The sequence below is a fragment of the Photobacterium sp. GSS17 genome, assembly GCF_028621875.1.
GTDB lineage: Bacteria > Pseudomonadota > Gammaproteobacteria > Enterobacterales > Vibrionaceae > Photobacterium > Photobacterium ganghwense.
Genome location: NZ_CP117518.1, coordinates 481,719 through 501,273 on the forward strand (window position 1 = coordinate 481,719; position 19,555 = coordinate 501,273).

Annotated in this window: 18 protein-coding genes and 1 riboswitch; of the genes, 11 read left to right on the top strand and 7 right to left on the bottom strand. The window is 46.2% G+C overall.

Translation table 11 applies throughout. The annotated features are described in order from the left end of the window. Positions 1 to 299 precede the first annotated feature (299 nt). Together PGW97_RS18555 and PGW97_RS18560 are read left to right on the top strand one after the other, a co-directional pair. Positions 300 to 2,228, top strand: coding sequence for a DEAD/DEAH box helicase (locus tag PGW97_RS18555; RefSeq protein ID WP_047884592.1), 1,929 nt, complete (start codon positions 300 to 302; stop codon positions 2,226 to 2,228). A 313-nt stretch (positions 2,229 to 2,541) separates the two neighbouring features. Beyond that, positions 2,542 to 4,251, top strand: coding sequence for a phospho-sugar mutase (locus tag PGW97_RS18560; RefSeq protein ID WP_273860403.1), 1,710 nt, complete (start codon positions 2,542 to 2,544; stop codon positions 4,249 to 4,251). A 226-nt stretch (positions 4,252 to 4,477) separates the two neighbouring features. On the opposite strand, the gene PGW97_RS18565 is transcribed toward PGW97_RS18560, so the two are convergent. Then, positions 4,478 to 4,930 carry an exoribonuclease R gene (locus PGW97_RS18565; RefSeq protein ID WP_273860404.1) on the bottom strand — a complete coding sequence of 151 codons (453 nt, stop codon included), beginning with the start codon at positions 4,928 to 4,930 and terminating at the stop codon, positions 4,478 to 4,480. A gap of 276 nt (positions 4,931 to 5,206) precedes the next feature. On the opposite strand from PGW97_RS18565, the gene mrcB reads away from it, so the two are divergent. Both mrcB and PGW97_RS18575 read left to right on the top strand, forming a co-directional pair. Next, positions 5,207 to 7,597 (top strand): penicillin-binding protein 1B, encoded by a 2,391-nt coding sequence (mrcB, locus tag PGW97_RS18570; RefSeq protein WP_273860405.1) that lies wholly within the window; start codon positions 5,207 to 5,209, stop codon positions 7,595 to 7,597. A 149-nt stretch (positions 7,598 to 7,746) separates the two neighbouring features. Next, positions 7,747 to 8,298 (top strand): NUDIX hydrolase, encoded by a 552-nt coding sequence (locus tag PGW97_RS18575; protein WP_273860670.1) that lies wholly within the window; start codon positions 7,747 to 7,749, stop codon positions 8,296 to 8,298. A gap of 191 nt (positions 8,299 to 8,489) precedes the next feature. Here the strand turns inward: PGW97_RS18575 and PGW97_RS18580 are convergent, their stop codons facing one another. Then, positions 8,490 to 8,777: a Rho-binding antiterminator gene (locus PGW97_RS18580; protein WP_047884589.1), complete on the bottom strand. Its 288-nt coding sequence runs from the start codon at positions 8,775 to 8,777 to the stop codon at positions 8,490 to 8,492. A gap of 536 nt (positions 8,778 to 9,313) precedes the next feature. Continuing rightward, positions 9,314 to 10,102: a RelA/SpoT domain-containing protein gene (locus PGW97_RS18585; RefSeq protein WP_273860406.1), complete on the bottom strand. Its 789-nt coding sequence runs from the start codon at positions 10,100 to 10,102 to the stop codon at positions 9,314 to 9,316. Positions 10,103 to 10,527: 425 nt separating this feature from the next. On the opposite strand from PGW97_RS18585, the gene PGW97_RS18590 reads away from it, so the two are divergent. Continuing rightward, positions 10,528 to 10,860, top strand: coding sequence for a hypothetical protein (locus PGW97_RS18590; RefSeq protein WP_273860407.1), 333 nt, complete (start codon positions 10,528 to 10,530; stop codon positions 10,858 to 10,860). A 108-nt stretch (positions 10,861 to 10,968) separates the two neighbouring features. Here PGW97_RS18590 and PGW97_RS18595 read toward each other — a convergent pair whose 3' ends face one another. The 3 genes from PGW97_RS18595 to PGW97_RS18605 all read right to left on the bottom strand — a co-directional run bounded on the left by PGW97_RS18595 (position 10,969) and on the right by PGW97_RS18605 (position 12,986). Then, entirely contained in the window at positions 10,969 to 11,322 is a 354-nt protein-coding gene (locus tag PGW97_RS18595; RefSeq protein ID WP_047884586.1) for a HopJ type III effector protein, read from the bottom strand. 139 nt (positions 11,323 to 11,461) lie between these two features. Further along, positions 11,462 to 11,857 carry a DUF2750 domain-containing protein gene (locus PGW97_RS18600; RefSeq protein ID WP_047884585.1) on the bottom strand — a complete coding sequence of 132 codons (396 nt, stop codon included), beginning with the start codon at positions 11,855 to 11,857 and terminating at the stop codon, positions 11,462 to 11,464. A 106-nt stretch (positions 11,858 to 11,963) separates the two neighbouring features. Further along, a complete protein-coding gene (locus PGW97_RS18605) occupies positions 11,964 to 12,986 on the bottom strand; it encodes a transporter (RefSeq protein WP_047884584.1) in 1,023 nt (340 codons plus the stop codon). 428 nt (positions 12,987 to 13,414) lie between these two features. Here PGW97_RS18605 and PGW97_RS18610 point away from each other — a divergent pair, with 428 nt between their 5' ends. The 6 genes from PGW97_RS18610 to PGW97_RS18635 all read left to right on the top strand — a co-directional run bounded on the left by PGW97_RS18610 (position 13,415) and on the right by PGW97_RS18635 (position 18,084). Beyond that, entirely contained in the window at positions 13,415 to 14,005 is a 591-nt protein-coding gene (locus PGW97_RS18610; protein ID WP_047884583.1) for a hypothetical protein, read from the top strand. Positions 14,006 to 14,049: 44 nt separating this feature from the next. Then, positions 14,050 to 14,385 (top strand): hypothetical protein, encoded by a 336-nt coding sequence (locus tag PGW97_RS18615; RefSeq protein WP_047884582.1) that lies wholly within the window; start codon positions 14,050 to 14,052, stop codon positions 14,383 to 14,385. Positions 14,386 to 14,568: 183 nt separating this feature from the next. Next, positions 14,569 to 15,135 (top strand): hypothetical protein, encoded by a 567-nt coding sequence (locus tag PGW97_RS18620; RefSeq protein ID WP_047884581.1) that lies wholly within the window; start codon positions 14,569 to 14,571, stop codon positions 15,133 to 15,135. Between the two features lie 115 nt (positions 15,136 to 15,250). Further along, a complete protein-coding gene (locus PGW97_RS18625) occupies positions 15,251 to 15,925 on the top strand; it encodes a C39 family peptidase (RefSeq protein ID WP_047884580.1) in 675 nt (224 codons plus the stop codon). Positions 15,926 to 15,933: 8 nt separating this feature from the next. Next, the gene (locus PGW97_RS18630; protein WP_047884579.1) at positions 15,934 to 16,443 is read left to right on the top strand and encodes a hypothetical protein; all 510 of its coding nucleotides are present in this window, start codon (positions 15,934 to 15,936) and stop codon (positions 16,441 to 16,443) included. A 297-nt stretch (positions 16,444 to 16,740) separates the two neighbouring features. Then, entirely contained in the window at positions 16,741 to 18,084 is a 1,344-nt protein-coding gene (locus PGW97_RS18635) for a sigma-54-dependent transcriptional regulator (RefSeq protein ID WP_047884578.1), read from the top strand. A 110-nt stretch (positions 18,085 to 18,194) separates the two neighbouring features. Here the strand turns inward: PGW97_RS18635 and PGW97_RS18640 are convergent, their stop codons facing one another. After that, positions 18,195 to 19,211: an adenosine deaminase gene (locus PGW97_RS18640; RefSeq protein ID WP_273860408.1), complete on the bottom strand. Its 1,017-nt coding sequence runs from the start codon at positions 19,209 to 19,211 to the stop codon at positions 18,195 to 18,197. 118 nt (positions 19,212 to 19,329) lie between these two features. After that, positions 19,330 to 19,429, bottom strand: a riboswitch (purine riboswitch). Between the last annotated feature and the right edge of the window lie 126 nt (positions 19,430 to 19,555).

Here is a 19,555-nt window from a genome sequence, read left to right on the forward strand (position 1 = left end):
TGTAAGGCACTGAACGGGGCGGTCAGGTTTGCCAAGGTGGGACTTCAGACGCTATCACTTGCATAGAAAATGCGTCGAAAAGAAACAAAAAACGGCAAGTCATTGGGCGAATTGTTTAAATAGTAGTTTCTTGAAAGTTAATTTGTGACAGCGCTCAATTTTTTCTGGCTTTTTATCGAGTAATGGCGCACAATGCGCGCCTTCACTATTGTCGAGGCCCAAGCTTGTGGTTGCTGTTGCAGAACCGTTTTATAGCCTTAGGGGCCCCGTTTTATGTTCGATTATTTATTGGGATCCCAATGCAAGAATCTGTTACAGAATTTCGCCAGTTAGACCTGGCCGACACACTACTATCCGCACTTGACTCAATGGGCTTCGTTGCGCCGACTCCAATTCAGGCGGCGTCTATTCCTCTTCTACTTGCCGGTAATGATGCGCTGGGTAAAGCGCAGACAGGTACGGGTAAAACAGCTGCATTCTCACTGCCGCTGCTGAACAAACTTGATCTGAACCAGCACAAGCCACAAGCCATCGTTATGGCGCCGACTCGTGAGCTGGCTATTCAGGTTGCAGCTGAGATTAAAGTTCTTGGTCAAAACATCAAGGGCCTGAAAGTTCTGGAAATTTACGGTGGTGCTTCTATCGTTGACCAGATGCGTGCTCTGAAATCAGGCGCTCACATTGTTGTGGGTACTCCTGGTCGTGTTAAAGACCTGATCACTCGTGATCGTCTGCACCTGGACGAAGTACACACTTTCGTTCTGGATGAAGCAGATGAAATGCTGAAGATGGGTTTCGTTGATGACGTAACCTGGATCATGGAACAAGCGCCTGAATCGGCACAGCGTGTTCTGTTCTCAGCAACTATGCCTCCAATCGTTAAGGAAATCGTTGATCGTTTCCTGCGTGATCCAGCGCGTATCGACGTAGCCGGTGAAAACCGTACTGTTGCTAAAGTTGAGCAGCAGTTCTGGGTTGTAAAAGGCGTAGAAAAAGATGAAGCAATGATGCGTCTGCTGGAAACAGAAGACACTGACGCGTCAATCGTGTTTGTACGTACTCGTCAGGATACCGAGCGTCTGGCTGACTGGCTGTCTGCGCGTGGCTTTAAGGCTGCGGCACTGCACGGTGATATTCCTCAGTCACTGCGTGAGCGTACTGTTGAGCACATCAAACGCGGTGTGATTGATATCCTGGTTGCAACTGACGTTGTTGCTCGTGGTCTTGACGTGCCACGTATCACGCACGTATTCAACTACGACATCCCGTTCGATGTAGAATCGTACATCCACCGTATCGGTCGTACAGGCCGTGCCGGTCGTAACGGTAAAGCGATCCTGCTGGTTCGTACCAACCAGATTCGTATGCTGCGCACTATCGAACGCGTGACTAAATCACGCATGGAAGAAATCCAACTTCCTCTTCGTGATGCTGTTGCTGAAGCCCGTCTGAGCCGTCTGGGCCAGGAGCTGGAAGCTCAGAAAGAAGAAGCAAGCCTGGAGTCTTTCGTTGAGCTGGTAGAAAAGCTGCAAGAAAGCATCGAAGTTGACGCGGCAACACTGGCTGCAATGCTGCTGAAGCGTCAGCAGGGTAACCGTCCTCTGTTCTACAAAGGTCCGGACCCAATGATCGCTGCAGTTGAGCGCGACAAGCAGCGTCGTGACCGTCGTCGTGATGACCGTGGCGAGCGCGGTGAACGTGGCGAACGCGGTGAGCGTCGTGAGCGTCGTACTTACAACACTGCTGACTGGGATACTTACCAGCTGCAAGTGGGCCGTGAGCAAGGCGTACAGGTTAAAGATATCGTTGGCGCAATCGCAAACGAGCTGGGCCTGAACAAAGACAGCATCGGTGCAATCAAACTGGCTCCTGAGCACACTTACGTTCAGCTGCCTAAGAAACTGCCAAACGAAGTTGCAGCTCAGCTTAAGAAGCTGCGCATCCGCCAGAACGACGTGAAAGCGGTTGTGGTAGAAGACGATGTACTGCGTGAGCACCGTCGTGGTGGCCGCGAAGGCAACCGTGGTGAAGGCCGTGAAGGCAACCGTGGTGGTTACCGTGGTAATGCCAATAATGGCAGCCGTGAAGGTTTCCGCCCACGTCGTGACGGTGAGCGTCGTTTCGACCGTAACCGTGGCGGCGATAACCGTGGCAGCTTCCGTGGTGAACGTAACCACGGTAGTACGGGTGCGCCACAGCGTCGTAGCAAGCCTCGCTTCGAAGACTAATCGTCTAGCGTAAAGCACTAAATCGTAATCCAGCCCTTAGGGGCTGGATTTTTTTTGCCTGTAAAACGCCCCTGCCAGTTGAATATAGCAATATTTACATTTGAGTTGATAATGGTTATCAGTTAGATTGTTTGGTCGCCACATTGAGACAGATTTCGTTGTCCCATGTAGCACAACCTCTATACTTTTTTCAGTTGTTTCTGAACTGTACAGAACCCTTGGAAGGACGGTGTGCTGATGCAGCACGTAAACGGCCTGACAATTTCGCCGTTAGGGCGGGTTCAATAGCATTCTTAAATGGTAGGACTTCCATATGAATACAGAAGTATCAACTTGGCTGGCACGCGATCCCGATCCGGTTACAAGAGAAGAATTACAACGGCTTATTGATACGAATGACCGTGATGCGCTGGAAGATCGCTTTTCATCTCGACTGGCGTTCGGTACTGCCGGATTGCGTGGGATTGTTGGCGCAGGACCCAATCGCATGAACCGCCTGGTGATTCAGGAAACGGCACTGGGACTTGGGAAGTACCTGCTGGCCACTTTTAGTGACGCAGCCTCACGAGGCGTGGTGATTGGTTATGACGGTCGTCCTGACTCCTCACAGTTTGCCCGTGATGCAGCCGCTATGCTGGCCTCACTGGGGATTAAGGTCTACCTGACTGAGAAAGTGGCCCCTACACCGCTAGTGGCATTTGGTGTCCGTCATCTTGGAACGGCTGCCGGTATTGTTGTGACTGCCAGCCATAATCCGCCAGCGTACAATGGATTTAAAGTGTATTGGGACAATGGCGCGCAGATCATTCCTCCACATGATTCAGGGATAGCAGCACAGATTGATATTGCAGCATCTGAACCACTACCGGTGATGAGTGTGGAAGATGCTGAGCATCAAGGGCTGTTGACCTGGCTGAACGGTGACTTTTACACTGAGTACCGTAAAACGCTCAATAACAGTGCGATTTTGTCCAATCATCAGCAGCCGGAGGCGGTTAGTCTGGCGTATACCGCGATGCATGGTGTTGGAGCTGACATGGCAGAGCAGTTGCTGGCTGATGCTGGTTTTAAAAATGTGTACAGCGTTAAAGCCCAACGCGAGCCGGACGGAACTTTCCCGACGGTGAATTTCCCCAATCCAGAAGAAGCCGGTGCGATGGATATGGTGATCGCTGAAGCCAAAGCCCATGATGCAATGCTGGCTTGTGCCAACGATCCTGATGCTGATCGCTTTGCGGTGGCAGTCAGGACGGAAGATGGCGAGTACAAAATGCTGACCGGTGATCAGGTCGGTGTGTTGTTGGGACATTACCTGCTTACCCATGCTGCACCGGAGCAAAATCTGGTTGGTACCACTATTGTTTCTTCCAGCTTGTTGAAGAAAGTTGCTGAGGCCGCTGGGGCGAAGTATTACCAGACATTAACCGGCTTTAAATGGCTGACCAACATTGCCATGCAGAAGCAAACCGGGGACAACCAGTTCTTGTTTGCGTATGAAGAAGCGCTGGGTTACACCGTGGGGCAGACCGTGTGGGACAAAGACGGCTTGTCAGCCTTGGTGGCCTTTGCACAGTTGACCTCAGAATTACAGGCTCAGGGTAAAACGATCTGGAACCGGTTGGAAGATATTTACCGTGAACACGGTTTTTACCTTAATGCGCAGCGGAGTATTGCCCTGGATCCGAGCTCGCCACCGGTTGGTGACAGTCTACGTACCACACCACCAGAAGCCATTGCTGGTCGCGCTGTGGTCTGCATTGACGATTTGAAAACATCGCAGCGCCAGTATGCTGATGGTAAGGTGGAAGCCATCGACCTGCCTGCGAGTGATGTGCTGATTTACTGGCTGGATGACGATTCCCGTGTGGTTGTGCGCCCGTCCGGTACGGAGCCGAAACTTAAGTGTTACTACGAGGTGGTAGAGCCAATTGGCCATGAAGATTGTCTCAAACATGTTCAGCAGCGGGCGGCTGAAGCGATGGACGATCTGATCACCAAACACCAGGCATCTTTACCGAAATAGTTTACCGAAATAGCGAGATGGAACACTGGTATCTGCGAAAGCTTCAAAGATCGCGATAGGTTTTAGCGGAGAACAAATAGCCGGGCATAATCGCCCGGCTAATTTTTATAATGACTTTTGTTTTAACGCGTTGCTGCGGTGACTGGCTGCCTTTGTCCGATAAACAACTCATTGTATAAGCAACCTGTTCTAAACCAGCTTGTTCAATGAACACTCAGCTTAAAAGTTATTGGCTGCGTTTTTCGTTAAGTTCTGCGTAGGTATGTAGCAGCTCGGTCAGCACTTTAATCCAGCCAAACGCGTCAGAGGGTGCATTTGGAAGAATTTTTTCTACCTGATCACAATGTTGTTCCAGTGTCACTGCCTCTTCCAGATTGAAAGAGATCGCGTAAAAATGCCACAGCAGCAAACGCGTCATGCGCTCGGTATTTTGAGACGCATTGTCAGACTCACTAAACGCACCTTTCACTTCGCCCAGCGCAATGGCTGTCATACGTAACATCGCATCAAATTGCGCCGAAATAAGTCGCTCCTGACTGTCGACTTCTTCTTGGTCAAACGTAAACAATTCCTGCATGACATCTTCCGGCACCATGCGGCTCACCACTCTGTGGCTGAATTCTTCCAGTTCATGACGCGGCATGGTCATCAGGCATTCGAGTTTATAATCACGTTCCATAATTTTCGGCTTGATCGTTCAGTTAAAAATAGAATTCCCGCGTTAACATCATCACTATTTCGCGTAAAAACGCGGTGTGTGAATGATTCGGTGGGGGCAAGTATTCTGCGGGATTTTATCGCGGATTACCAGCCGGGTTGCAACCTTGCGCTGTGCTCTCGTCATCTGCAAAAATCAAGTGTTTAGCCGCTTTTCATGTAGGCTTTGACATTTTTCTGACACCGCAAAATGATGCTTGCGCTAATGTCTGCGCGTTATTTCTACCAGAAACAGACTATGACAAAGCAACAGACACCTGACGATTCTAAGCAATCACCTGAAAACACCCCTTCTTCACGCATGGTTCCGCCTAAAAAGAAGAAGGAAAAAAAGCGTAGCTGGCTGGCTTACACCGCAATTGCAGCGGTTATTGCCACATCTGCTGGCCTGATGAAAATGGGCTACCAGCTTAACGATGAGGTGACCGCCAAATTTGAAGGGGAGCTCTGGCAGCTGCCTTCTGTGGTTTATGCCCGAGAGCTGACACTTCAGCCGGGCGCATTGATCCGTTACGAAGATCTGGTCAATGAGTTGAAGGTACTGAAATACCGGAAAGTGGACAAACCGTCTCAACCGGGTGAGTACACCACCAGTCGATTAAAGGTCGAGTTCATTCGCCGCCCGTTTGAGTTCCGTGATGGGGAGCAGGATGCCCGCCATGTACAGGTGACCTTTGATTATTCCAGTGTAAAGAAAATTATCGATGTCCCCAGCAAGCGAGAAATGGGGATCTTGTCGGTTGAACCGAAATTGCTTGGCATGCTGGAAGCGAAAACCGAAGAGCAGCGCATTTATAAGCCAAAAGATGAAATGCCGCAGCCTCTTATTGATGCGCTGATTGCCACCGAAGACCGCGACTTTTATGAGCACGAAGGGGTGTCTCCGACTGCGATTATGCGCGCATTTGTTGCAAACCTGAAAGCCGGCCGTACTGTTCAGGGAGGCAGTACCCTGACCCAGCAACTGGCGAAAAACATGTTTCTTACCAGTGAACGCAGCTTGTGGCGGAAATTCCGTGAAGCCTATATGGCTCTGATCCTGGATTACCGATTCACCAAAGATCAGATTCTCGATGCTTACCTGAATCAGGTATACCTGGCGCAGAGCGGTCGTGAGGCGGTGCATGGCTTTGAGTTGGGCTCTCGGTTCTATTTCGGGTTACCACTGTCTGAGCTGCGGGTTGATCAGCAGGCATTACTGGTGGGTCTGGTCAAAGGACCGTCTTACTACAATCCGTGGCGCTATCCTGAACGTGCAAAAACACGCCGTAACTTGGTGTTGAAGCTGATGGCAGATAATGGCGTTCTGGAAGAAAACGAGTACAAGAAGGCTTTAGATAAACCGTTGGATTTGCAACCGAAAGGTAAGATTGCTAACCGACAGCCTGCGTACTTTGGCCAGTTGGAACGTGAACTGCAAGCGAAAGTCGACGGTTACCAGCCGGGGAAAGGGTTGCGTCTGTTTACTACGCTGGACCCCCGCTCACAAGAGCTGGCTGAGCGATCCGTCAATTCGGTTATTCCACAATTGGAAGCACGAGCTGGCAATGAGCTGGAAACCGCGGTGGTTGTGGCGGATCGCCTGACAGGTGAAATCCGCGCGATGGTGGGAGGCTCTCGTACCGGTTTTGACGGGTTTAACCGTGCGATTGATGCCAAACGTCAGATTGGTTCGGTGGTGAAACCTGCGGTGTATTTGTCAGCACTGGAGCTGCCAAAGCGTTTCTCACTGGCGACCAGTTTGCAGGATCGACCACTGACGCTGAAAGGACAGAAAGGTGAAAACTGGACACCACGAAATTATGACCGTCAGTATCGAGGAGAAGTGCCATTGTATCTGGCACTGGCTAAATCTTACAACATCCCGACAGTCAACCTGGGGATGGCGGTTGGCTTGGATCATGTCATTGATACCATGACCAAGCTGGGAATCGATGAAGGTGAAATCCCGAAATTACCTTCAATGCTACTGGGAGCATTTACGCTGACGCCACTGGAAGTTACTCAGATGTACCAGACCATCGCCAGTGGTGGTCGTCGCAGTAAGCTGACGGCACTGAATGCGGTGGTGGATAAAGAAGGCAATATGCTTTATCAGCATTTGCCGACATCCAAAGAAGTGGTATCTGAGGAAGCGGCGTGGCTGACACTGTACGGTATGCAACGTGTGGTGACAGAAGGTACAGCGCGTTATCTGAATTCTGTATTGCCGTCTTCCCGTCTGGCTGGTAAAACCGGTACCTCAGATAAGGGCCGTGACAGCTGGTATGTGGGGGTCGACGGTCGTGAAGTGGTGACGATCTGGATGGGGCGCGATGACAACAAGGCGGTGAAGCTAACAGGTTCTGCCGGGCCACTGCGTCTTTATGCTGACTATATCCAGCACCGTGATCCTGAACCGTTGGTACTGAAACGTCCGTCAAAAATTGTTGATTTTGATTATTACACAGACCGTCAGGGCGTACTGGCACAAAGCTGTATCGGCCAAACGCATCTGCCTGCCTGGGATCCGGAAGGAACGTTAAAGCAGGGCTGTATCCATCAGGGCTTGGGTGATGATATTTCGGAAGGGATTCGCAAAGGCTCCGGCCAGGTTGAAGGCTTCCTGAAGCGTCTGTTTACCTGGTAACCCTGAGAAACTGATTCTCTGGTTTATCCTCACTGGCTTTACTGCTATAGGGGATCATGCCGATAAGGGGATCGGTGCCGGGCATTGTCGAAATGGCTTCAGGCCGCTACAATGCCCGGCTCTTTCATCCGGTAGCAGAGACTTCTTCCATGCGTTTACTCCAATCAAGTGTCCATCCCGAGCTGACTAATTTGGACGGCACGCTTTTCCATCGTAAAGCGGCACGTGGCATCATCCTGAAAGGCGAAGAGATCCTGATGGTGTATACCGCACGTTATCACGATTACACGTTGCCGGGTGGTGGACTGGATGATGGAGAAGACGCTGTTGAAGGGCTGATTCGTGAGCTGCAGGAAGAAACCGGTGCCAGAAATATTCGCGACATTCGTGAATTTGGTCTGTATGAAGAATATCGCCCTTGGTATAAACCGGATTTCGATATCATGCACATGGAATCATACTGCTATGTGTGTACGATTGATGATGAGCTAGGTGAGACCCGTTTGGAAGACTATGAAGTCATTAATGGGATGAAACCAGTGTGGATCAATATCTTTGATGCTATCGCTCATAATGAGCACACCATGGCGAACAGTGAGAAGAAAGGCATGTCGATTGAGCGCGAAACGTTCCTGCTCAAGCGCATTGTCGAAGAGTTGTTGCCTGAGGCGTCTGAAACGGTGCTTCAGGCTGCGAGCTGAGCATACAGAAGCCAGCGTAGTATGTTAATGCTTTGCAGCGAAAACATCTGCGCCTCCCAAAGACTTATATCTGTGAAAGGCTGCCAATGGGCAGCCTTTCATTTATGTACTTGAACCTGTTTTACGTTGTTTTACGTAATGTGGCATCTTGTCTGATGCTGAACTTTATCTCAGCAGGCTGGATGCCGTTCTCATACACCAACGGTTTTATCAAATTCACTCTTGGTGACTTCATCAAAACGGGCATTAGGGGTCAAAGCTTTCATGCGGTTAATGCAATCCAGTCGTATTTTGGTGTATTGATACTGTGTTTTACAGATCAGCCATTCCGATTTGTCCGGCTGAATGTCGGTATCTATACACCTTCCTTCTACAGTAGAACCATCCCGTAATTCCAGCTGCACATCGTAATGATACAGGCAGGCTAGCTCAAAATGGTCATACAGGGCGCAATCAATGGGCTGGTAGCGGTCACTCATGGTTCCCTCATCTGGTAGTGGACACGTTTCAAACACAGGTAATTTACACGCAAAACTAAACACCTGTTAGTTAACCGTAGACAACATCATTGTGTCACAAAACCGTCATGAGCGACTTTTGAGACTCAATATCGAAAAACTGTCTGTAGTTTGAGACACCACCGTGACTAATTGATTCCTCTTATCCCTGAGATTGTGTGTTTGAATAGGCACTTCACGGCACTTTTCACAGACGTCGTAATTATGCTGTGAAGCTGCACTTTCGAAGATTTGTGATTACGGGTATAAGGTTGGCCGCCGCTCATTAGGTTAGAGAGGTAAATTGGTAGATAGTTACATAGGTGGATAGTTAGATAGGTAGATAGTTAAATAGGTTGATAATAAGTAGATAGGGACGACGGATCCGACAGCAGTGGGTCGGCGGCCAGAACTGCAGTTTACATGCTGAAAACTAAAACCCGTCGATTAAAACCCCTTTTTAGTCAATCCCGCTGAGTAATATCAGTGTTAGTGCCTGGTGTGAACCTGACGGCTGGTTAGCTAGCCAGCCGGTTAGGGTGCAGGTATTGCTGCCAGGCATCATGATACAGAGCCTGTGAAGTAACCCTAAGTTGGCTGATTTGGGCCAGTTCAAATTCACTCAGGTCGCGAGATTCATGTTGTGCGCGACGCTCAATGTTCTGAATCTGTTCATAGATGTCATGCTCAGGGCCGCTTTTGACGGTAGAAATCGCATCCAGGTGAAGCTGAACTTCAGCAATCATGCCGGTTTCCGGCAATTGAACCAACACTTTCAGGTCGCGGTAACCTGACGGGGCCGGATTTTTAAAACGGTTCTTAACCGCAATCAGGGTCGACTCCTTTCCAACCAGTTCAAATGCCTGTACCAGGCTGGGAATATCACGGGCAACAATGGATGCACGAGCCAGGTCGGTGATCTGGCTGGCATCGCCATTGAGCTCTGTCTCAATTTTACTGAGCGCGCGTTCTTTGGATTTTACATCAGGAATAATTACGTCGTTCCCGGTCATCATCCCCACTTCTTTAATCAGGTTGCTTAGCTCTTCTTGTGCATGCGGAGCGACCTGATACAGCGCATTAAAGTGGCTGTAAGGCTGTCGAATGTCTGATGAACGCCAGCTATTGATGCTATACAGACCACTCAGACTGCGTTGAAACGATTTCTTGCTAGTCTCGGATTGCTTGGATGAGACCTCGTAATCCAGACGGTCAAAGTCATTCAGTGTCGGGGAGGCAATGGCAGAGCCTCGACCCATCACACAGAACAGAATAAATGCGGTACGTAGTACGCCTTTAATATCCATTAAACAACTCCTGTTTCGCCAGATTTCTGGCTGATACGTAAAACGTTAAAATGATGGGTAGCCCCATGCAAAAGCGACGTATCCAGTTGTGTTGCCGAATGATTTTCTTCAGTAATGAGATTATCAACTTTATCTGAACGACACATGAATTTTACGTCAGCGTGAAGTGAAATCGATCACATTGGTGATAAATCATCGATTCTGTGAAGTGATTTGTAACATTCCTTATCATCCCGAAAGGATCTGACGTGTTTAATGATAAAATTTGGGCCTGATAGCGGGAGGTGAGTCAGGAAAAAGCGCCTGTATAAGTGCCTTACACACGGGATATGGCTGCTATGACGCTATCGGAATGGCGTGAGCAGATGAGACGCGACATCTGCTTTTTTAACATCTACAGGCGAGCACAACTGCCAGGGTAAAATATGCAACAAGATCTATTAATCATTTTTGCAGCCGTATGGCTTGGTATGGCGCTGGGCAGCTTTATGCTGTTTCATCGGGGAAAAGACGTTGCGAAAAAACGTAAGCTGTGGCCGGTGTACACGATCGTTAGTAATGTCGTGATTGCTGCGGTGGTTGTTTACATGCAACCGCCATTCACCATGATGCTGGGATTGCTGGCTTTTATGGTGCCTTTGACCTGGCTTACCATTCGTTCAACACGTTTTTGTGATGCCTGCGCACACCCGAGCCGCAGCCCATTTTTTATGAAGCCGCCATCAACGTGCTCGCACTGTAAAAAGCCGCTGCATTAAGCATTCTAAACAACGCCCGGTATTCAGTGATGATCGGGCGTTTTCTTTTGCGGGCGTTTGTTTAAGCTTTATTGCTTATGTTGTTGATGCAATAAAAAGCTCGAAACATCAGGGTTTGGTGGTCAGAGGGCAGTCGTCAAACTTAATCCCGGCCCAGCCATACTTCATAAAATGGCGAATGTTCTGATGATCGCTGCCAGCTGGGTGTTGCAAAACATCGTTACGGTAAAACTCACCAAAGCAGGCGAGTGTTTCAGCTTCTGTCAGTTTGTTCAGTTGAGCGAAGGCAAAGATGCGGCAGGAGCCTTCATTCGTACCGGCTGGATTAGTCAACGTTTCTTTGCCTAAACCGTTTGAGAAGGTCACAGGGGCATATGCGTAGTTGTCGTTGATAACCTGCATGACCTGGCTGAAACTTACTGATTCCGGCTGCTGTTTGAGTTGGGTAAAAAATGCCTCCATGGCAACATTCCTCGTAAAGTTAACGCAGTTTCTGTAGGAAGTTATGGTAAAAAAGGGGGAGTCAAACACTCCCTCTTTATTGGTGTCAGCAATTTTGAGAGCGGGTTGCCCAAAAATTCGCAGGAGCAATAATCGCAACTTAGCGGGATTGTTTCTTTTCCTGCTGACGCAGTTCAAAATCCAGCTCTTCAGGATCGATAACTAATCCATCTTCGTCCACATTCGGAAAGACGACAACAGCCAGTTGATCATCCGCTAAGCCATAAGTCCAGCGGCTATGCCATTTATTCAGCGAAATTGATTCAGCCTTGCAGGACTCCCAGTCTCCGGTTGCCCAGGCTTCTGCAAACTCACGGTTAGGCCAAACCGGTACACAGTCATCATCTTCTGTATTCAGCATGACGCAGCCATGTTCGTCAGTCAGAATCCAAATTTCTCGATTGGCTACCACTTCTTTCAGCAGATACTGGTAGCGTTTCTCTGAATCATAATTTTGGATTGTCGCAATTTGGCTTGGGTCTAGTGGCGTAGACATGCAATTTTCCTGTCACTCATAGTAATAGCGTTATAGCTTAGAGGAAAATTAGACTTTAGTCATTGAAGGATTCCCCGCCAGTGAACTGACGGGGAACAGATGCGCGTTATTTCAGCGTATATGGAATGCGGACAGAAAGTTGGAAGTCAGGGGCGTCAGCGGTTAAACCGGCTGTCACACCGACGTTCAGTGTTGTATCTCGGTTAATGGCGTAGTTGGCACCCATCGAAATAGAGTCCAGTTGCAGCAATTTGGCATCCGCCGGGGTAGAACCATTCACTTCTGATTTGAAGATGGTTTTGTGGCTAAGGCCCAGGCTGAATGAAAATCGGGGATTGACGGCAAAACCCATACCGGCGCTGAAACCAATGGTATCACCTAAGTCAATACTGGTTTTAGTCCGTTCACCGTCTTGTTCAACCGTTACATCATCTTCAATATTCCAGATGTAGCTCAGGTTGGCATAAATAACCGCCGGGTCGATGGGCATAATCATTGTCATGCTCGGCTCTATACTTGGAAATCCAGAGCCCGTAGGCAGTTCTGCAAAACCGAACTGATCGTCAATAGGCACATCATATGGCGATGAACCTGTGGTTGTTTTAAAACGGACACCTGCGATCCAGTAAGGCGCTTCTAGCATATTAATTTGATACTTAAAGGCCGCTTCTATATCGCCAAGATCACTATTATCAAAGGTTCTGAGTTCAGGCGCATCACTGCCTGAGCCATTCACGCTTCGACGAGAAATCGAATCATAACGATATACCCAGGGAATTCTGGCTTCTACTTCCAGTCGGTTGGTGATCCCGTAACGGCCCGTTAAACCGAATGTGAGTGTTGTTCGGTCAGTGTCATTGGCTTCGATAAGGCCAACAATCAAAGACGGCAAAACGGTGTAACCTACGACAGATACGGTATTGGATGAGTTCTGGGTAAAGGAAAGACTGGTATCCAGAACAAAGGATCCTTTAGGGGTCAGAACGCCTGGCTGTTCAAAAATGTCAGCGACCGTTTGAACCCTTTTCGGCTTTTTGTCTGGAGCTGTTTCAGCAGGTTCTTCTGCTGCTACACCTCCGGACACCAAAGCAAGAAGCACGATTAGGCTTTTGTTATTGAAAGTAGTCACGATTTCCTCACTTATTACTAAACGGCTAACCCCTGAAGGTATAAAAGCAGTAGGCTTCTTTTATGAATAAAAAAGTGAAACGAACTGTTAAGAAAATCATAGTCGAGGTGAGAATAAGGTGGTAACTGAGATTCTCAGAATAAGTCTTAGTAATGAGAACAAACCATACTCTTCTATAAAATGAGAAACAGGTTTAATTTTTCTTAAAAATAAAAAGGTGCTCTGACAATTGAAAATATGAGACAAAATTTCAATATGTTTACGATATAAATAGAGGTAATTAAAAAGGAAATTTAATGATTTAATTGATTCGATTTTTATTAAAAATAATACAGAAGCCAAACTTGCCATCGCTATAGTTAAGTTATCTCGCAAACACGTGCGAGTGATTATAAGAAAATAACTCTCAATATATTTGGAGTACTATCATGCGTAAAACACATATCGCACTATTAGTAGCAGTCGTAGCTTCACCTCTTGCGCTAGCAAATACATATTATGACCCTTATAACCCATACGGTGGTTATGACAGCAGTGATAAAACAGTTTCTGACTCATACAACAAGTCTTTAGACGCCAGTCTGTATGTAGACGTAAATAAAGAGTACAACATCGAAAAGACTTACAAGTCTGATGACGATGTTTTGAAAATGTACGACGTGAATAACACGTACAAAAAAACCTGGACTGATAACAGCTCACATGATTACAGCCAGGATTGGAATATCAATTTAGAGTACAACGACGTTCAGGCTGTTTCTCACCTAGATGGTGCAGTCACCTACAGTGAAGTGACTTACGGCGGTGCTTGCTGTGACAGTGGCCATGGTTACGGCAGCTACGGCGGTGGTTACGGTGGTGGCTATGGTTCAGGTTCAACACTGACTGTTAACCACACTAATGATATGTCCGGTGCATTTGGCGGTGCTTCAGGTATCAATATTGCTGGCCAGAATGCGGGTAACAACTCCTTGGTTCAGCAAAGTGCTAGCACCAACGCCATGTTAGCAGGTAATTAATCAAGTATAACTGAGGGCTGCAAGTCAGCCCTCAGGAGGATGTCATGAAATATTTAACGCTGATAGCGGCAATGATAGCGACAACCAGTGCTTTTGCTGCTGATGAGTTGGATATTCTAGCAAATTCCGAACAGCTCTCGTCCGAAATGATGTCTGTTTCAAGGGGAGGGGAGTATGAGCTGAAGTTGGATAATCTTTACGCCAGTTCGGAAATGAATGGTGATGTTGCAGGAAACGCGGCCTATAACAACACAACAGGTGATAACCTGATTGATGCAGGTTCATTAAGTAATTCATCTGGCGTGTTTAATATAGTCCAAAACACAGGTAACAATGTGTTAATTCAGAATGCAACAGTGGTAAACCTGACATTGAAGTAATTGTTAGTCTATCTACGCTAACTGAAAGTTAGTATCCAACAAATAACAATAGAAATATGTTGGTTTCGCAGGGCATAACAAATCTTCTAATATCTTGGTTTTTATCATTATCCTCAAAGATAATTGATTACCATTTGAAACGGATTTATCTGAATAAATATATAATTAATTTGGAGTATGATCATGCGTAATACAAAAATTATGCTATTAGCAGCAATTATTGCGTCACCTCTTGCACTGGCTGACGGCGGATATGGTGGTTACGGCGGTTACGATAATGGCTATGACGATTATGATAACGTCACCATTGATGGTAGCTATAACAAAACTACAAATGTTGACGTTGATCTTTCATACGATAAGACTGTCAATTACAGCAAATACAGTTCATCAGATGATGATTATCTGAAAATGAAAAATGTGGGCAATACTCACGAGTTTGACTACGAAGATAATTCTTACAAGGATGCTTCAAAAGATGTAGATATTGATGTTGAAGTCAACAAATACCTTGCAGAGTCAACACTATATGGTTCTGTTATGGATACGAGTGTTACTTACGGTGGAGCATGCTGTAAAGGCTCATCAACTGATGTCATGGTTGACCATGCGAACAACATGCACATGTCTTACGGTAGTGCATCAGGTATTAACATCGCGGGTCAGAACGTGGGTAACAACTCCCTTGTACAACAAACTTCAAGCACAAACGCAGCGCTTGTTGGCTCAGGTAGTGGTGGTTCCTACTAAAAATATAAAGGGCCGTAAGGCCCTTTTTATTTCGGGTTATCAAATCTGATATTTGTGACTTCTGCAGATTCACTATAGTAACTATAACTTCAGTTTTCAGGTAGGCGGCAAGCGTATGAAAAGATCAACTTTATTGCTTATCGGCCTGTTTACATCAACACATGTATTGGCACTGGACTATTTCCCTAGTCGCGGCGGGTACAACGTTCAAGTAAAGAGTTATCAAGAACAACTTTTTGGTGATGTTTTTAAACAACAATATGACTTTAGCTGTGGTTCAGCTGCCCTGGCATCGCTGTTGAGGTTTCATTATGGTATTGATGCGCAGGAAAATACGATTTTTGATTTCATGTTTAAAAATGGTGATAAGAAAAAAATTGAAAAACAGGGATTTTCAATGTTAGACATGAAAAAATATCTGGATTCTCTTGGGCTTGATGCGAACGGGTATAATATCCCGCTTGAACGGTTTCAAAAAATACGCATTCCAGCAATTACAATTGTGAACTTTGATGGATATATGCACTTTGTTGTTATTAAAGGGATGAATAAAAAGAATGTGATTCTCGGTGATCCATCTCGTGGTACACTTATGATGCCAATAGATGATTTCAAAAACTATTATAAAGGCGCTGTGCTACTTGTGAAGAACCGAGCGAAAATTGGTCGCGAAAGCTTTATTACTGCAGATAATTACAATATTTATACACCTTCACCCTCGTCAGAAGCGGTTGTCAGAGACTCGTTATCGACATTCAGCATTACTCTACCTGGGTCGAATGAATATTAGAGGCTAGTATGAAAAGGTTAACTCGGTTATTTGTCGCTACGGCATTTGGGAGTACTGCGCTGTTAGCGCATGCTTCTATCAGTTATCTATCCGTTGATGAATTGGGCTTAACCTCCTTGAGTGAGAGTGAAATGTCCTCATTAAGAGGGGGATTTGTCTCTATCAGCGACAACATAATCAACATAGGGCTATCAATCAGTACCGCTATTAATGGCGAAACTGTATACTCCACTCACATCGCCGATTTTACGATTAATAATGGTATATTGACCAGCCGGGATGGCAGGGACACCTATGATTACGGTGACCCGGTAAAAATCATTTCTCATGGCTATAATAATATTGTTAAAGGTAAGCCAGGATCTGATGTGATGGGTGTCTTTGTCCAGAACTCAAAAGATAATACCGTTATTAACAACCAGACTGTTTTGGATATTGAAGCTGATATTAAAAGCTTTAATCAACAAACTCTCTTTAAAACCCGGCTGGAAAATTCCATTCTTTACAATGGATATTAAACTAGTCGTATAGTAAAAATTTGTCATATTATCACTTTTTTGTCCATTCTAAAGGTATTGCTAATGCAATACCTTTTTTATTGGCATCTCTTTTGGCGTAAACGATAAAAAGTTCAGTTTTTTTTGTCTTTTTTCATCACTGATAAGTTAATGATAATGTTGATATTAAGTAATTAATTGTTTATTTGTTTTAGGGTTTTAAGCATTTCTTAATTTTGAAACTCTACCAAAAATGAATTTTTTGCCTATATTTTTATTACATTGATAATAAGTATAAATTGATAGAAGGTGACTTCGATGGTGGCTCAAAGTCAAAATAAATCAATGACTGGTCGTTTAGTTGCAATTGGATGTAATTATGAACCTTGGATTGCGCTGCTTGAACAATCAGGTTGGAAAACACATTGTTGTTATGACCTGCGTACTGCAGATTCAATTCTTGAAGAGTACAGTCCATGCATCTGTGTCGTTGATTTAAGCAATAACGACTTTAGTTTGAATAGCATTTCTTTGAGGGCAAATAAAACTAAACAAGTTAAATGGATTGCGATTATTAAAAAAGAGCAGCTGAAAACGGATGCCATCTGCCAATTTATCAATAACTTTTGCGTTGATTATTTCACCGTTCCGGTTCCGGGTAGTCATTTGCTTGACACGGTCGGACACCAGTTAGGAATGCTGGAAATTGAATCGCGTACCTGGGTCGAGATAACCTCACAGCATGATATGGGCCTGTTTGGTGAATCGAAATCTATTAAACAATTACGGGATATGGTTCGTCGTGTTGCAATGACCGAAGTGAATGTATTCCTGACAGGGGAAAACGGTACAGGTAAAGAGTTGATAGCAAAATCGATTCACAACCTGTCCAAGCGTAAAAATACACCATTTACTGTCGTAAACTGTGCCTCTTTAAATCGTGACGATGACAAAATGTCACTGCTGGACGGTTCATATCGTCAGGAAGATGGTACGCGTTTTACCGGCACATTAATGCTCGATAACGTGGAAGAACTGTCAAAAGACTTACAAGAAGATCTGCTCACTTATTTACAAGCGCCGGCCAGCGAAACATTGGATGGAGAAGATGCGGCTGATATACGAATCATTGCCACTTCCAGTGCTGATCTAGAGGCGGCTGTGGCAAGCGGAGAATTCAGTAAAGAGCTGTTCTACCGGTTAAATGTGTTCCATATCAAAGTACCAACCTTGCGTGAACGTGGGTCAGATATTTTCCTTTTAGCAGAAACGTTTTTGACCAAGTTTGCTCGCGAGTACAGCACAATGGCTGCTTCGTTTTCGGAAGATTCCAAACAGCTACTGCTTCGCTACAGCTGGCCGGGTAATGTGCGTGAGTTGATTAATCAGGTCAAACGTGCGGCATTGCTGGCAGAAGGCAGCGAAGTAAGAGCAGAACATTTTGATCTGCCTAGTAAGGCAAACCTGAAGCAAAGTCTGCGAAATATTAAAGATGAAGCTGAAAAAGATGTTCTGGTTGCGGTACTGGAAACACATCGTGGTCAGGTCGCTTCTGCAGCCAAAGACCTGGGGGTTTCAAGAGCAACAATGTATCGCTTGTTGAATAAACACAACATTGTGCCAGATTCCCGTCACTACAATAATGGGTTTATCAGAGACTGAACCGAGGCAATACCCAGATAATCAGAAGCCCCCAAATGGGGGCTTCTTTTTTATTTATCTTTGTTCTGCTCTCTGCTCTGCGTGAAAGCGGCCTTTGTGAAGTTTATGAATTAATGGGCACGAACATGTTGGCTCAGGTAGTTTTCTACACGTCGGCAATAGCTGGCTTTATCCTCATCGGAGATAAAGCTGGCTTCAATCGCATTCAGGGTAAACTGTGCGAGTTGTGAATTGCTAAGTGGATGGGCTTGCGCCACGGCTAAAAAGTTGTCTGTCATGTACCCGCCAAAATAGGCAGGATCATCAGAATTGATGGTGACGCAAAGCCCTTTATCCAGTAAATCCGTAATGTTGTGTTCGGCCATGGTCTTAAACACTTTGAGCTTAATGTTTGAGAGTGGGCAGACAGTCAGTGGCATTCGCGATTCAGCCAGCTGGCTGACCAGGGTTTCGTCTTCGATACAGCGTACGCCATGGTCAACCCGCGAAACGCCAAGCATTTCTATCGCGTCATAAATGTTCTGTGCCGGACCTTCTTCACCAGCGTGGGCCACTGTTTTGAACCCAGCCTGCAATGCGGCTTTAAAGACCCTCGCAAATTTTTCTGGCGGGTTGCCTTGTTCGGATGAATCCAGACCAACACCCACGATTTTGTCTTTAAACGGCAATGCTTCTTCAAGGGTTTTGAACGCCGATGTTTCATCGAGGTGACGCAGGAAGCACATAATGATCTGGCTGCTTATACCAAGCTCTTTCTTCGCCTGATCAAGGGCGCGGCTGATACCGTTAATGACGGTATCAAAAGGAATTCCGCGTTCGGTGTGGGTTTGAGGGTCAAAGAAAATCTCTGTGTGAATCACATTATCCTGCTTACAGCGCAGCATGTAGGCCCAGGTCAGATCGTAAAAGTCCTGTTCGTGAATCAGTACATTGGCGCCCTGATAGTAAATATCCAGGAACGATTGGAGATTGGTGAACTGATAGGCGGCCCGAACGGCTTCAGGACTTTCAAAAGGAATACTGACCTGGTTGCGTGTCGCCAATTCAAACATCAGCTCTGGCTCAAGAGAACCTTCGATATGGAGGTGGAGTTCAACTTTAGGTAATCCGTTGATAAAGTCTTTCATAGTAAGCCCTTATTCTTCTCATAGAGTTAAATCTGCTTCCGGTACATGGCCAGAAGGAGGAGATTAGCGCTAAGGTACTTTTCTGCTGAGTAGTGAAAGAATTACAAAGAGAAAAGCACATTTGCGCTTCACTCTTCGTAATCAGAATTTTACGGATTCTGGTAGAAACCCCCATACCTTATTAATGGGGTTATACGAAGTGTTCTGCCAGCTATGGAGTAAGTCTAGACATCGATCTTACTGAATAGCAAAACAATAACGATATACAGGCGGGCGATGATTGCATAAAGTGGCTGACCTTGCAACGTAGTTTATCAATAGTAGATTGATACGTACGCGGTTGT